Annotated in this window: 14 protein-coding genes; 8 read left to right on the top strand and 6 right to left on the bottom strand. The window is 68.5% G+C overall.

The annotated features are described in order from the left end of the window. Positions 1-16 precede the first annotated feature (16 nt). Genes rplW through rpsJ form a run of 4 tightly spaced genes read right to left on the bottom strand, consistent with a single transcriptional unit; the run spans position 17 to position 2,061 of the window. Positions 17-439, bottom strand: coding sequence for a 50S ribosomal protein L23 (rplW, locus tag ACFYNS_RS25940; RefSeq protein ID WP_075002200.1), 423 nt, complete (start codon positions 437-439; stop codon positions 17-19). Continuing rightward, entirely contained in the window at positions 439-1,086 is a 648-nt protein-coding gene (gene rplD / locus ACFYNS_RS25935) for a 50S ribosomal protein L4 (RefSeq protein WP_075002201.1), read from the bottom strand. The genes rplW and rplD overlap by 1 nt, the downstream gene beginning before the upstream one ends. 7 nt (positions 1,087-1,093) lie before the next feature. Further along, a complete protein-coding gene (rplC, locus tag ACFYNS_RS25930) occupies positions 1,094-1,738 on the bottom strand; it encodes a 50S ribosomal protein L3 (RefSeq protein WP_019354952.1) in 645 nt (214 codons plus the stop codon). 14 nt (positions 1,739-1,752) lie between these two features. Then, the gene (gene rpsJ / locus ACFYNS_RS25925; RefSeq protein WP_016909683.1) at positions 1,753-2,061 is read right to left on the bottom strand and encodes a 30S ribosomal protein S10; all 309 of its coding nucleotides are present in this window, start codon (positions 2,059-2,061) and stop codon (positions 1,753-1,755) included. A gap of 850 nt (positions 2,062-2,911) precedes the next feature. Between rpsJ and ACFYNS_RS25920 the strand changes: the two genes are divergently transcribed. The 5 genes from ACFYNS_RS25920 to ACFYNS_RS25900 all read left to right on the top strand — a co-directional run bounded on the left by ACFYNS_RS25920 (position 2,912) and on the right by ACFYNS_RS25900 (position 10,903). Next, the gene (locus ACFYNS_RS25920; RefSeq protein ID WP_360290922.1) at positions 2,912-3,421 is read left to right on the top strand and encodes an SRPBCC family protein; all 510 of its coding nucleotides are present in this window, start codon (positions 2,912-2,914) and stop codon (positions 3,419-3,421) included. A gap of 308 nt (positions 3,422-3,729) precedes the next feature. Next, positions 3,730-4,131, top strand: a complete 402-nt coding sequence (locus tag ACFYNS_RS25915; RefSeq protein ID WP_019354954.1) for an SseB family protein — start codon at positions 3,730-3,732, stop codon at positions 4,129-4,131. Next, the gene (locus tag ACFYNS_RS25910; protein WP_360290926.1) at positions 4,131-4,817 is read left to right on the top strand and encodes a hypothetical protein; all 687 of its coding nucleotides are present in this window, start codon (positions 4,131-4,133) and stop codon (positions 4,815-4,817) included. The genes ACFYNS_RS25915 and ACFYNS_RS25910 overlap by 1 nt, the downstream gene beginning before the upstream one ends. Continuing rightward, a complete protein-coding gene (locus ACFYNS_RS25905) occupies positions 4,817-9,409 on the top strand; it encodes a putative T7SS-secreted protein (RefSeq protein WP_388605321.1) in 4,593 nt (1,530 codons plus the stop codon). Before ACFYNS_RS25910 ends, ACFYNS_RS25905 begins: the two co-directional genes overlap by 1 nt. A gap of 1,164 nt (positions 9,410-10,573) precedes the next feature. Further along, a complete protein-coding gene (locus tag ACFYNS_RS25900) occupies positions 10,574-10,903 on the top strand; it encodes a hypothetical protein (RefSeq protein WP_388605319.1) in 330 nt (109 codons plus the stop codon). On the opposite strand, the gene ACFYNS_RS25895 is transcribed toward ACFYNS_RS25900, so the two are convergent. Next, positions 10,900-11,079 (bottom strand): hypothetical protein, encoded by a 180-nt coding sequence (locus ACFYNS_RS25895; RefSeq protein WP_027760764.1) that lies wholly within the window; start codon positions 11,077-11,079, stop codon positions 10,900-10,902. The genes ACFYNS_RS25900 and ACFYNS_RS25895 overlap by 4 nt on opposite strands. A 42-nt stretch (positions 11,080-11,121) precedes the next feature. On the opposite strand from ACFYNS_RS25895, the gene ACFYNS_RS25890 reads away from it, so the two are divergent. Continuing rightward, on the top strand, positions 11,122-11,697 hold the full coding sequence (locus tag ACFYNS_RS25890) for an NADAR family protein (RefSeq protein WP_388605317.1): 576 nt from the start codon (positions 11,122-11,124) through the stop codon (positions 11,695-11,697). Positions 11,698-11,823: 126 nt separating this feature from the next. Here the strand turns inward: ACFYNS_RS25890 and ACFYNS_RS25885 are convergent, their stop codons facing one another. Next, positions 11,824-12,429: a TetR/AcrR family transcriptional regulator gene (locus ACFYNS_RS25885; RefSeq protein WP_388605349.1), complete on the bottom strand. Its 606-nt coding sequence runs from the start codon at positions 12,427-12,429 to the stop codon at positions 11,824-11,826. Positions 12,430-12,574: 145 nt separating this feature from the next. Here ACFYNS_RS25885 and ACFYNS_RS25880 point away from each other — a divergent pair, with 145 nt between their 5' ends. Further along, on the top strand, positions 12,575-13,267 hold the full coding sequence (locus ACFYNS_RS25880) for an FMN-dependent NADH-azoreductase (RefSeq protein WP_388605315.1): 693 nt from the start codon (positions 12,575-12,577) through the stop codon (positions 13,265-13,267). Then, positions 13,264-13,587, top strand: a complete 324-nt coding sequence (locus tag ACFYNS_RS25875) for a DMT family transporter (protein ID WP_388605314.1) — start codon at positions 13,264-13,266, stop codon at positions 13,585-13,587. The genes ACFYNS_RS25880 and ACFYNS_RS25875 overlap by 4 nt, the downstream gene beginning before the upstream one ends. Positions 13,588-13,617 lie beyond the last annotated feature (30 nt).

Here is a 13,617-nt window from a genome sequence, read left to right as displayed (position 1 = left end):
AACGACCTGGCCCCCGTCAGGAGGCCGGGCCGCCGAAGATGTCGATTCGGTCGCCCTCGACAAGGGTCACGATGGCGCGCTTGGTGTCCGCGCGCTTGCCGTAACCGGTGCGGGTGCGCTTGCGCTTGCCCTGGCGGTTGATCGTGTTGACCCCGGCGACCTTGACCGAGAAGACCTCTTCGACGGCCTGCTTGATCTGGGTCTTGTTCGCACGCGGGTCGACGATGAACGTGTACTTGTTCTCGTCCAGCAGCGCGTAGCTCTTCTCCGAGACGACCGGCTTGATCAGCAGGTCGCGCGGGTCGGTGAAGACCTTGCTCGGGTCGGCCGGCGCGATCGGGCCCGGACCGTCGGCGGCCCGGCGGGCGGCCTTGGCGACGCGGGCGGCCTTCGCGGCCTTCGCTGCCTTGGAGGCAATGCTCGGGTGTCGCGTAGCCATCAGGCGTCGCTCCCTTCGGTGTGGGCCTGCGGGCCAGCAACGAAGGACTCGAGCGCGGCCTGGGTGAAGACCACGTCGTCCGAGACGAGCACGTCGTAGGTGTTGAGCTGGCCCGGCTCCAGGATGTGCACCTGGGGCAGGTTGCGGGCGGACAGCCAGGCGGCCTCGTCGGAGCGCTCGGCGACCAGCAGCAAGTTCTTCCGCTCGCTGATCCGGCCGAACAGGTTCTTCGCGGCCTTGGTCGAGATCTCGCCCTCGACCACACCGGAGACGGCGTGGACGCGGCCGTGGCGGGCCCGGTCGGAGAGGGCGCCACGCAGCGCGGCGGCCTTCATCTTCTTCGGGGTCCGCTGCGAGTAGTCGCGCGGCACCGGGCCGTGCACGACGCCACCGCCGGCGAACTGCGGAGCGCGGGTCGAGCCCTGGCGGGCGCGGCCGGTGCCCTTCTGGCGGTACGGCTTCTTGCCGCCGCCGCGGACCTCGCCGCGCGTCTTGGTCTTGTGCGTGCCCTGGCGGGCCGCTGCCAGCTGGGCGACGACGACCTGGTGGATCAGCGGAACGCTGACCTGCACGTCGAAGATCTCCGCGGGGAGTTCGACGGTCCCGGTCTTGTCGCCGGCCGGCGAAAGGATGTCAATGGTGCTCATCGGTTCCTCAAGCCCCCTTGGCCGCGGTACGGACCAGGACGAGGCCGCCGTTCGGACCGGGGACTGCGCCCTTGATGAGCAGCAGGCCCTTCTCCGCGTCAACGGCGTGGACGGTCAGGTTCTGGGTGGTGACCCGCTCGTTGCCCATCCGGCCGGCCATGCGGGTGCCCTTGAAGACACGGCCCGGGGTGGCGCAGCCACCGATGGCGCCCGGCTTGCGGTGGATGCGGTGCGCACCGTGGGACGCCTTGCCGCCGCGGAAGCCGTGGCGCTTCATGCCGCCGGCGAAGCCCTTGCCCTTGGAGTTGCCGGTGACGTCGACCTTGAGGCCGGCCTCGAAGGTGTCCGCGGTCAGCTCCTGGCCGAGCGTGTACTCGGACGCGTCGGAGGTGCGGAGTTCCACCAGGTGGCGGCGGGGGGTGACGTCGGCCTTGGCGAAGTGGCCCTTGAGGGGCTTGTTCACCTTGCGCGGGTCGATCTCGCCGAAGGCGATCTGGACGGCTTCGTAGCCGTCCCTGTCTGCGGTGCGGACCTGGGTCACAACGTTCGGACCGGCCTTGACGACGGTCACGGGGACAACGCGGTTGTTGTCGTCCCAGACCTGGGTCATGCCGAGCTTCTCGCCCAGGACGCCCTTGATCTGCTTAGCCATCTCTACGACACCCCTCAGAGCTTGATCTCGATGTCGACGCCGGCCGGGAGGTCCAGGCGCATCAGCGAGTCAACGGTCTTGGGGGTCGGGTCGAGGATGTCGATCAGACGCTTGTGGGTACGCATCTCGAAGTGCTCGCGCGCATCCTTGTACTTGTGCGGCGACTTGATGACGCAGTACACGTTCTTCTCTGTGGGCAGCGGCACCGGGCCGGCGACCGACGCGCCAGTACGCGTCACCGTCTCGACGATCTTCTTCGCCGAGTTGTCGATGACCTCGTGGTCGTAGGCCTTGAGCCTGATGCGGATCTTCTGTCCCGCCATGGCTACTTCGTAGTCCTGTCTCTCGTAACGCTCCGGAACCCGTGGGCTCCCACCCTCACTCGACCCACGCGGTCGGGCGTGTCGGCATCCTTCTCGCAGTTCTCCACAGCAGTACTCCGCCGAGGTTCCGCGGGCGCATACGCGATCCGTCCGCGATCCACATGAGGAAGGAGCCGGGGGAGGAATCCCACCGGGTGCCTGGCTGGAAGCCCCTCCTACGCTTCCCGGAAGATTCCCGTACTTCCGCCCCTGACGAGGGGCGACGAATACCTGGGACTCGCTTCCGGTCCTCCCGGCGGGAGGCGCGCAGCATCGGCACTCAACCGAGCAACCTGGACAGTGTGCCACAGAGGCCAGAGCCGTAGCCAATCGGGCCACTAGCACATCCGGCCCCGGACTGCGGAATGAGGGGCAGCTCACAAGTGGCGTGCCGCACATCGGGAGTGCCGGGGTCTGTGCAAGATCCGGAGCGCCTCTTCGATCGTACCGGCTGCCCGGCGTGCGCCCCAGTACTTCACGACCTGCCCGCACTTCAGGCGCCCCCTCTGCATCCGTCTGCGCTTCGACGCGCCCGCACTCCCGGGGCGGCCAGCCCCCTCATGGGCAGCCCGCACTCCCGCGAACCCCTGACAGCGCGACTACCGGCAAGTAGGGTCACGCGGGCCGGGAGCCCCGTCCGCGGCCGGGTCCGCGCCACCGCGCACCGGGCCGCCGCGTACCCCTCGGCCCGACGCGATCCGGTCGGGCCGACGGAGAGGTGGCCGAACCGGTCGGCCCGACGCGAGCCGGACCGACGGAACGGCCCGCACCGGGTCCGCGCCCCCGGCATCCGCCGAGGAACGGAGTGCCCATGCCCCGCGAATTCACCGTGTCCCGCAGCATCCGGATCGACGCGGCACCCCAGGCCGTGTACGAGCAGATCAGCCGGCCCGCCCGGATGGGCCGCTGGAGCCCGGAGAACCTGGGGGCGACCGTGCCCGGCGGGGACGGGCCCGCCGAGGTCGGCACCGTCTTCGAGGGCCGCAACAAGCGCGGCGTCTTCCGCTGGACCACGCGCTGCACCGTGACCGAGGCCGACCCGGGCCGCCGCTTCGCCTTCCGCGTGCACGCCATCGGCTTGCGGCACCCGAAGCTGAAGTCCCCCATCGCGACCTGGGAGTACCGCTTCCACAGCTCCGAGGGCGGTACGAAGGTGACCGAGACCTGGACCGACGACCGGCGCTCCTGGCCGGACCCGGTGGCCGGGGTCTTCGACCGGATCGCCACCGGAGGCAGCACCTTCGCCGCCTTCCAGATCCGCAACATCGACCGGACGCTGCGCAACCTCAAGCGGGAACTGGAGCAGCGGCCCGAGGCATGACGCGGGGCCCGCTGGAGCGCGTCCGACGGGAGTGTGAACACCGGGCGCGCTGTGGGATGCGGCACAGCTTTCCCGTCCCGGCCTGCGGGTATGCAACCGAGCAACGGTGTGTGAGCGTCTGCTCACATGGCCGTCGGCGTTGCCGGGGCTCTCGTGGCCCGGACCTCGCCCGCGGAACCGACCGAACCGGCCGGTCCGGCCGGACCGGCCGCGGGGCGGGGTGGGGCGGGGCGGGGCGGGGCGGGGACAACCGTCCAAGGGGACGGCAGCAGCCGACGCCAGGGGAAGCAGGAGTACGAGGGGGCGGGATGGAACTGTCCGAGGAGATCGCGGCACGGCGCGCGGGAACCGGGGACCCCGAGGCGCTGGTGGGCGAGTTCCGCCGCACCGCGGTGCTGGTCCCGACAGTGGGCGAGGACCAGGTGATGTCGGGGGTGCACGGCGGCGTCCGCTGGATCTTCGCCTTCACCGACGAGGCGGCCCTGGCCCGCTTCGCGCTCGCCCGCGGCGAGGCCACCGACCGGCCGTGGGACTACGCGGCGATCCTGGGGGCCCGGCTGCTCGATGTCGTCGTCCCAGCCCAGGACGGCCCGGCGGGTGTCGCGGTGAACGCCGCCGACGAGGACGGCTCGATGCTCTTCCCGCCCGCGCCGGGGATCGTTCCGGACGCGGTGGCCGTGCCCGCCCCGGACGACGGAGGGGACGTCTGATGGGGGACGGCGGCAAGAGCAGCGACGGCGTCCACTGGAACAAGGAGTCCCTCGATCTGGTCGAGAAGGGACTCAAGGGCGCCATCGACGAGCTGAAGGCGTCCGGCGGTTCGGCGACGGGCGCCCTGCAGGGTGCGGGCTTCGAGGAGCTGTCGCTGACCGGCATGGAGATGGGCCACTACAGCCTCTCGGTCGACTTCGAGGACTTCTGCGAGAGGTGGGAGTGGGGCGTGCGCGCCCTGGTGCAGAACGCCAACGCGCTCGCCCAGAAGCTCGGCCTCTCGGCGGGGATGGCGCACGAGGAGGACCAGTACCGGGCGGGCACCCTCAAAATCGCCATGAACTCCGCCCTCTACACCGGCAACCCGCACGCCACCGAGGAGGAGGTCGTCAAGCAGGGCTACGGCGACATCCTCACGCCGGACGCCCCCGACTACAGCAAGGAGTCCTGGGAGAAGGCCGGTCAGGACATCAAGCAGGACTGGCAGGACACCGGGCGCGAGCTGTCCTCCAAGGGGCGCGGCGGGATGTACATGGACCTCGCCCAGAAGGCCACCGGCATCAGCGACGAGCAGGTCGAGGCCAAGCAGGACGAGTGGTTCGGCCCCTCCCCCGAGGAGCGCGCGACCCAGCAGCAGCACGGACAGGGTGCTGACGGCGACGGAACCGACGGGGGCAACGGCTGATGGGCTGGCGGGATTTCGTACCGGACTGTGTCGAGGACAAGGCCGAGGACCTCGCGGAGGGCGCCGGGGACTTCGTCGAGGGCGCCGGGAACTGGACCGGCGACCGGCTGGACGACGTCGGCTGGGAGAGCGGCGGCGACTGGGTGCGGGACAAGTCCCGCTCGGCGGCGAACGCGTTGGGCGCCGAGACCGCCGAGTTCCAGCTGGACGAGACCGACGACCCCAAGAAGCTGGTCTACGGCAGCCCCAGCAAGATCCGTTCGACGGCCGAGCACATCGGCAACCTCAAGACGGCGTTCGACAACGTCGCCAAGGGCCTCAAGGGCCTGCACAAGGGCACGCTGAAGGGCAAGGCCGCCGACGCCTTCTGGGAGAAGGTCGGCCTGGAGCCCGCCAAGTGGGTCAAGGCCGCGCACGCCTGCGAGAAGGCCGCCGACGCACTGGAGTCCTTCGCGACCACGGTCGAGTGGGCGCAGGGCCAGGCCGGCGAGGCGGCCACCAAGTACAAGAACGACAAGAAGAAAGACGCCGAGGAGCAGCTCAAGGAGGCCCGCACCCAGCGCAACACCGCCGCGGCCGAAGCCCAGAAGAAGGTCAAGGAGGCCCGCGACGCGGCCCCGCCCAAGCCGGACTACTGGGACCAGGCCGGGGACGGCGTCACCGGACTCCAGCTCGACAGCGAACATCTGGTCGGCGGCGTGGTGAAGGGCGTCGCCGGCCTCAACAACTTCGTCCGCAGCATCAACCCCGTCGACCCGTACAACATCACCCACCCCGCCGAGTACGTCACCCAGCTCAACTCGACCGTCACCGGCATCATGCGCACCGCCAACGACCCGGTCGGCACCGGCAAGCAGATGTGGGAGACCTTCAAGAAGGACCCCTCCGAAGGGGTCGGCCGCCTCCTCCCCGAACTCTTCGGCACCAAGGGCCTCGGCGTGGCGACGAAGGCGGGGCGCGCGGGGAAGCTGGCGAAGGAACTCTCGGCGGGGCGGAAGGCCGCCGAGCAGAAGGGTCCGCACCAGGCAGCCCGCAAGGGCGAGGAGACTCCCTCCGGCAGGACCGACCCGGTCGACCTCGCCACCGGGAAGATGTACCTCCCGCAGACGGACCTGTCCCTGCCGGGCACCCTGCCGCTCTCCTTCAACCGCCGCGTCGAATCCGGCTACATCCTCGGCCGCTGGTTCGGCCCGTCGTGGAGCTCCACGGTGGACCAGCGGCTGGAGGTCGACCCGGAGGGCGTCGTCTTCGTCGCGGAGGACGGCCGCCTGCTCACGTTCCCGCACCCGGCTCCGGGGGTTCCCACCCTGCCGTCGGCGGGCTCGTCCCGGATGCCGCTGGAGCGCACCCCGGACGGCGGGTACACGCTGACGGACCCGGACACCGGCTGGGTACGGCACTTCGCCCCGCCGCAAGGGGACACGTCGGAGGACGGCGCGGCCCGGATCGAGCAGATCACGGACCGCAACAGCAACAGCATCACCTTCGAGTACGACGAACAGACCGGCGCACCCCTGCGCCTCGTCCACAGCGGCGGCTACGTGGTGCGGCTGACGGTCGAGGACGACCGGGTGACCGCGCTCTCCCTGGCCGGTTCCGAGACCGATACGACGGTGCTGCGCTACGCCTACACCGACGGCAACCTGACCGACGTCACGGGCTCCTCCGGGCTGCCACTGCGCTTCGAGTACGACGACGAGCAGCGGGTGGTGTCCTGGACCGACACCAACGACCGCCGCTACGACTACGTCTACGACAATCTGCACCGCGTCATCGCCGAAGGCGGCACAGCAGGCCACATGCAGGTCCGCATCGACTACGACGGCGTCGACGAGGCAACCGGCCACCGCGTCACGACGCTGACCAGCGCGGCAGGGCACGCGACCCGCACGCTCTTCGACGAGCAGGGCCGGACGGTCGGCGAGATCGACCCCCTGGGCCACCGGACCAGGACCGAACGGGACGACCACAACCGCCCGCTGTCCCACACGGACGCTTTGGGCCGCACGACGTCTTTCACGTACGACACGGCAGGCCACCTCGCCGCGGTCGCACGCCCGGACGGTACGCGCACCGCGATCGTCCGCGACGCGCTGGGACTGCCGGTCGCCACGACCGGCCCCGACGGCTCCGCATGGCGCCAGGAGTGGGACGCCTACGGCAACCGGACCTCGGTGACCGACCCCGCGGGCCACACCACCCGCTACACCTACGACGACCGGGGCCGGCTGGCGACGGTGACGGACGCCCTCGGCGCGACGACGAGGGTCCGCTGCGACGCGGCGGGCCTCCCGCTGGAGATCACCGACCCGCTGGGCGCGACCACCCGCTACGAACGCGACGCGTTCGGCCGCCCGGTGCGTGTGGTGGACCCGCTGGGCGCCCGGACCACGCTGAGCTGGACGGCCGAAGGCCGACTGGCCTCCCGCACGACACCCGACGGCGCCACGGAGCGCTGGGAGTGGGACGGCGAGGGCAACTGCACCCGCCACGTGGACGCGGCAGGCGGCGAGACCCGGTACGAGTACACCCACTTCGACATGCTGGAGGCCCGCACGGGCCCGGACGGCGTCCGCTACGAGTTCGCGTACGACGCCGAGTTGCGCATGACGCGGGTGACCAACCCCCAGGGCCTGACCTGGGACTACACCTACGATCCGGCGGGCCGCCTGGTCGCGGAGACGGACTTCGACGACCGCACGCAGCAGTACGAACTGGACGCGGCCGGCGAACTGATCCGCCGTACGACACCGCTCGGCGAAGAGATCACCTACGAGCGGGACGCCCTGGGCCGCACCCTCCGCAAGGACGCGGCGGGCGCGGTGACGACCTACGCCTACGACCCGGCAGGCCGCCTCCTGGATGCCGTCGGCCCGGACGCGGAGCTGCGCTACCAGCGCGACAAGCTGGGCCGCGTCAAAACGGAACTCGTCAACGGCCGAGCCCTCACCCACACCTACGACGCCCTGGGCCGCCGCACCCGCCGCACCACCCCGACCGGCGCCGTCTCCACCAGCACCTACGACGCAGCGGGCAACCGCACCTCGCTCACCGCCAGCGGGCACACACTGGACTTCACCCACGACGCGGCGGGCCGCGAGACGCAGCGCCGCATCGGAACCGAGGGCCTGACCCTCTCCCAGGTGTGGGACCCGGCGGGCCGGCTCGAGACCCTGTCCCTGGACACGGCGGACTCGACCGTCCAGCGCAAGGGCTACGAGTACCGCGCGGACGGCTATCTGACCGGCGTCGACGACCTCCTCTCCGGCCGCGCCACCTTCGACCTGGACGCGATCGGCCGCGTCACCGCCGTCCACGCCCGCGGCTGGACCGAGCGCTACGCCTACGACGAGGCAGGCAACCAGACGGAGGCGAGCTGGCCGACGACCCACGCCTCCCCCGAGGCCATCGGCCCCCGCACCTACGCAGGCACGACCATCCGGGCGGCAGGCAAGGTCCGCTACGAACACGACGCAGCGGGCCGCACCACCCTCCGCCAGAAGGCCCGCCTCTCGAAGAAGCCGGACACCTGGCGCTACACCTGGGACGCGGAGGACCGCCTCACCCGAGTCGTCACCCCGGACGGCACCGCCTGGCAGTACGCGTACGACCCCCTGGGCCGCCGGGTGGCCAAGCACCGCATGACGGCGGACGGCGAGCAGGCCGAATCGGTCCTCTTCACCTGGGACGGCCCCACCCTCATCGAGCAGACCACCGCCGCGCCCGACCTCCCCCACCCTGTCACCCTCACCTGGGACCACAGGGGCTTCACCCCCCTCGCCCAGACGGAACGCCGCACCGACGAGTCCACCCAGCAGGAAATCGACTCCCGCTTCTACGCCATCGTCACCGACCTCGTCGGCACCCCGACCGAACTGGTCTCGGAATCGGGCGACATCGCCTGGCGCACCCGCTCCACCCTCTGGGGCACCACCACCTGGCACACCGACAGCACCGCCTACACCCCCCTCCGCTTCCCCGGCCAGTACTACGACCCGGAGACGGGCCTTCACTACAACTACTTCCGGTACTACGACCCGGGAACCGGCCGCTATGCCACGCCGGATCCCCTGGGGTTGTCTCCCTCGCCGGATCCGGTCGGCTATGTTCCCAACCCGCTCTCCGTCATCGACCCATTGGGGCTGGCACCGGCAGGTTGCCCAGAGGAAGAGCACCTCTTCCGCGGCACCACCCGCGGTTACGATGCAAGCAGCGGTACACAAGCCAGCGGCGTCACACCGACATCAACCGACCCCGGGGTGGCTACAGCTTTTGCGAGGCATTCCGAGCAATACGGTGATGCGGTAGTCCAATTGATCCCACGCAGCGCGCTCGACGGCGTTCCGAACTATCCTGGATTCATCAGAGCTGAAGCCGAGGTCGGAGTAGAGCTATCGGCTTCCGAACTCGCAAAGCGCGCCACCGTCACCCTGCCTGCCGACACTGCGCGCAACATCCTCGCAGACATGGGAATCAATGTACCGAAGGTCAATTCCTATCAGGGAATTACCGATGCCCTCGAATGGGATATCCCCAAGCTAACCCCGGAGCAGACAACACAATTCCTCCGAGAGGCGTACAAGCATGGATAGCCAGGATTTCGGACTGATCCAAATCATCTCAGTCGAATCGCGGTCGAGCAACGATTGTGTTTGCGTGGTCCGCTGCGTGGGAGGGGTTCCGCGAATTGGGCAGCACTTCACACTCGAAGAGGCGCCGACCGTCGGCCCGGTTCTCCCAATCCTTAAGCTGGAGTGGATCAACCGGTATGGGCAGCACGTAGACTTTTTCGACCCGCCTCACGGGGCGAAGATCCTTCTGTCCGGCGCTGACCCCCATGGCCTTGTCCGGAAGGGCGTGGTACTTCACGAGACTTCAACATGAAGAAGCATGCAGCCGCTCACACCTCCAGTCCCTAAATCGAGAGTGCGGTCGCACGCTATTCGCTACTTTGGCCCAGTCCAAGGGGATCGGATCCGAGACCCGAAGCGACTCTGCACCGACGCGACGGAAGCGATCGGTGCGCCTCTGGAGGAAATCACACGTCGAGCTGAGCATTGGCAGGACGGCACGCATGAGGAGATTCTCTTCTTGCGCAGGGTCAAGAATTTGTTGAAGACCTTGGAGGGGACGCAGCACCTGGTTCGAAACGAGCTCGGTGCCCCTGGGACGGATGGTCAAGTCTGGCTTGACATAGTCCCTCTGCTGCCATGAACGGCCGCTGGTTGATACCTTCCGCCACGCCGTCGAGAGCAAAGACTCCGATATTCGTGAGGTTACAGAATTCACGCTATCCGAAAGTGATCATGCTGGCTCAGGCCGTGACCCCGTGGGCGAGTCGGGTGAGGGCGGACTTCAGGCGGGCTGTCGAGATGCCTCGGCCGCGCTGATGGAGGAAGACCTCGGGTGCCAGCGGCGCCAGCAGCGTGTCCGCGAGCGCCTCGGGGCCGAGACTTCGAAATCGAGGACATACAGCCGGACGACTTGGTCGGACCCTATTCACCTCGACTGCCAAGGGATCCATCTCACGGGGCATCCACATTCACCGACCCAATCCAAGCCCCTTTGAGCGGGCACTACCATCGCCTTCCAGAAGGAACACAACTGCCAGAGGGGCTTGGCGTCCATGCCGACGGCGCCGACGTCGGTGGAAGAATGCGAGCAGGACACCGCACCATCTACCCCACCGCCCCCATGTCCTACGAACGATTCCAGGAGCTCTTCGCGGGACTTCCGTGGGAGTACGGAGGGAAACTGTGAATGAGTTTACGCCCGCTGGCGATACAGAAACATTGTGGCCTGGGGTTCACGATGCCGTCACCTCGCTCTTCTCCGCCATGGCGGAAATGCGTCAGGATCCCCTCTCAGCAAGAAGGCAAATTCGGTCCGCGCTTCGCGACAACCGCAAAACAGACGCCCTAGTTCTTCTTGCCTACCTGGACGACGATTTCACCATCGATCTCATCGGGGAGATCCTCCCACTCTCCTTGAACCATGCCTGGCAATGGAAATCCGCCGACTACTGGGAATGCTCCCTCGCGAAAAAATGGCGCAAGTTGTACCTCAAGCCGCATGGAGACAACTAGACGCGACTCCAGACGACGACGCGTACAGGCGTATCGCTGAACTCTTTCAGCATCTCGGATTGCATGAACCGCTGGCTGATCTCTGCCGTCGTGCGGCTGCCAGCGACGACCTCGACATCCGAGAGGTGGCGGATGATTTCAGACAATCCTGCGGTGATTTGCGCGACTGACTTCACACCATCATGCAAATCAAGAACGAATAGGGAAAAGAAAAAACGATGACGTCGGAGCCACCGAAATCGTTGCCAATGTCAGCCGAAGAAGGAGCGCTCTGGGAGCAATCGCACCACCCTATGCGCTTTCTTTTCTTCTGGGGTAACCAGCGCGAAGCGGACGGCAGGATTGGACGAGGATGCCTCAGCCAGTGGTGGGAAAGCGAATTCACCACAGAAGGGCATGTCTTTCGGTCCGCAGAACACTACATGATGGCCCACAAAGCGTGGCTGTTCAACGATGACGAGACAGCAGAGCGCATTCTTGCGGCTCCCCACCCCGGTGCAGCGAAGACCCTTGGTCGTCAGGTAGAGGGATTCGAGGAAGAAGCCTGGCTCGAGCACCGGTACGGAATCGTTCAGCGCGGCAACCTCGCGAAGTTCTCCGCCGATACAGAACTACGCGACTTCTTGCTGAAGTCGCGGGACCGCGTACTGGTCGAAGCAAGCCCCCTGGACCGCATCTGGGGCATCGGCTTGGCCGCCGACGACGCACGTGCTTCTTCACCATCGCGGTGGAAAGGTCTGAATCTGCTGGGGTTCGCGCTGATGGAGACTCGAAATACACTGTTGTCGCGTTGAAACAGAAAACGCGATGCGGAGTCGCCACCGGAGCCCATCGGCGCATCCCGCGTCGGCCGATCTCCTCCGATGCCAGATCGCACCAAGCTTCATACTCTCCAAGAACGGCTAAATGGCCGCTCCGGCTCAGGCCGTGCCGGCCGTGACCCCGTGGGCGAGTCGGGTGAGGGCGGATTTCAGGCGGGCCGTCGAGATGCCTCGGCCGCGCTGGTGGAGGAAGACCTCGGGGGCCAGCGGCGCCAGCAGCGTGTCCGCGAGCGCCTCGGGGTCGGACGTGCCCGCCTCCCGCAGGAGCGCCAGCACGTGGGCGCGCCAGAACCCGTAGGCGCCGACGGCGAAGCGTTCGGCGCCGGTCTCGGCCCCGAGGACGAGATGGCTGTGCTGCTCCAATAGGTCGATCATGGCTGCCAGGAAGGCCGCAAGCCGCTCCCCCGGTGCTGCGCCGGGACCCAGTGGCGGTGCGCCCTGCAGCAGTTCGCCCTGCAGTGCGTGCTCGTGCTCGTCCAGGAGTGCCGCCGCGATGGAGGCGATGTCCGGGTAGCGCCGGTAGAGCGTGCCCCGACCGATTCCCGCAGCGCGGGCGATGTCCTCCATCGTGACCGCGCGCGGATCCCCCTCCGCGAACAGTTCGGCCGCCGCGGAGAGGACTTTCGCCCGGTTCCGCGCCGCGTCCGCGCGCTCCCGGGGCCGCTTCGGCTCTCCCGGCCTCACCGGGTCCCCGGGCCTCGCCAGGTCCCCGGGCTGCTCCGGCCCCTTCGTCTCCACGGCATCAGCCTACGCCAGCTCGGCGGAATAACCGGACGAGGCGTCCGGTTATGCTGCCCATGTCGAACCGGACATGGTGTCCGGTTACCTCTTCCGAGGCAGGAGCCTTCCCATGTCCACGACCGCCACCCCGCCGGCGACACCCTCCGCTCCGCAGACCCTGCTGCACCTCGACGCCAGCGCCCGCCGCCGCTCCTTCAGCCGCGAGGTCGGCGACGCCGTCGCCGACGCCTGGCGGTCCTCCCACCCGGACGGCACCTACCTCCACCGCGACCTCGCACTCACCCCCGTTCCGCAGATAGGCGAGGCATGGACCGAGCTGTGCGACTACGTACTGGAGCACCAGATCACGGACATCGCCCGCTACCGCGAGGCCGTGCGCACCCCGGCCCAGGCCGAAGCGTGGGCGATCGTCGAGCCGCTGCTCGGTGAACTCGTCGCCGCCGACGTCGTACTGATCGCAGCGCCCATGTACAACTTCTCCGTCCCCGCCTCGCTCAAGGCGTGGATCGACCAGGTGACGTTCCCCAAGATGTCGCTGGCCGGACGGCGCTTCGTCGTCGCCTACGCGCGCGGCGGTGCGTACGGTCCGGGCACCCCGCGCCGGCCGTACGACCACCAGGAGCGCTACCTGCGGGACTTCTTCCCCGGCCACTTCGCCGTCCCCGAGGAGGACATGACCTTCCTCGGCACCGAGTTGGTCAACTCCCTCCTCGATCCCGCACTCGCCGCCCGCCGCGAGGCCCACGACGCCTCCCGGGCCGCCGCGCTGGCCGCGGCGCGGACAGTCGGAGCAGCGCTGTGAGCTGGCTGCTGATCATCGCGGCAGGGCTGGTCGAGGTCGCCTGGTCGCAGAGCATCAAGCCCACGGCCGGCTTCACCCGTCCGCTTCCCACGCTGGTGTGCTTCGCGCTCGCCGCTGTCGCGGTCTACCTGCTCTCCCTGGCGATGCAGGGGTTGCCGGTCGGGACGGCCTACGCCGCGTTCACCGGAATCGGCGCGCTCGGCGCCATCACCCTCGGCATCGTCGTGCACAAGGATCCGGTGACCACCGGTCGCATCCTCGCCCTCGCCCTGATCGTGGGCGGCGTCGCACTGGCCCGCGCGACCTCGCCGGAAGGCTGACAACCCCATGACCGGCATCAGCGATGATGC

This window comes from Streptomyces sp. NPDC006925, from assembly GCF_042869575.1.
GTDB lineage: Bacteria > Actinomycetota > Actinomycetes > Streptomycetales > Streptomycetaceae > Streptomyces.
This window is presented reverse-complemented; position numbering and strand designations above follow the sequence as displayed.

What these genes read in the sequence shown, in the direction of transcription:
- rplW (WP_075002200.1), bottom strand. Translation starts at nt 439, where the DNA reads ATGGCTACGCGACACCCGAGCATTGCCTCCAAGGCAGCGAAGGCCGCG.
- rplD (WP_075002201.1), bottom strand. Translation starts at nt 1,086, where the DNA reads ATGAGCACCATTGACATCCTTTCGCCGGCCGGCGACAAGACCGGGACC.
- ACFYNS_RS25890 (WP_388605317.1), top strand. Translation starts at nt 11,122, where the DNA reads ATGACGTCGGAGCCACCGAAATCGTTGCCAATGTCAGCCGAAGAAGGA.
- ACFYNS_RS25880 (WP_388605315.1), top strand. Translation starts at nt 12,575, where the DNA reads ATGTCCACGACCGCCACCCCGCCGGCGACACCCTCCGCTCCGCAGACC.
- rplC (WP_019354952.1), bottom strand. Translation starts at nt 1,738, where the DNA reads ATGGCTAAGCAGATCAAGGGCGTCCTGGGCGAGAAGCTCGGCATGACC.
- rpsJ (WP_016909683.1), bottom strand. Translation starts at nt 2,061, where the DNA reads ATGGCGGGACAGAAGATCCGCATCAGGCTCAAGGCCTACGACCACGAG.
- ACFYNS_RS25910 (WP_360290926.1), top strand. Translation starts at nt 4,131, where the DNA reads ATGGGGGACGGCGGCAAGAGCAGCGACGGCGTCCACTGGAACAAGGAG.
- ACFYNS_RS25915 (WP_019354954.1), top strand. Translation starts at nt 3,730, where the DNA reads ATGGAACTGTCCGAGGAGATCGCGGCACGGCGCGCGGGAACCGGGGAC.
- ACFYNS_RS25920 (WP_360290922.1), top strand. Translation starts at nt 2,912, where the DNA reads ATGCCCCGCGAATTCACCGTGTCCCGCAGCATCCGGATCGACGCGGCA.
- ACFYNS_RS25905 (WP_388605321.1), top strand. Translation starts at nt 4,817, where the DNA reads ATGGGCTGGCGGGATTTCGTACCGGACTGTGTCGAGGACAAGGCCGAG.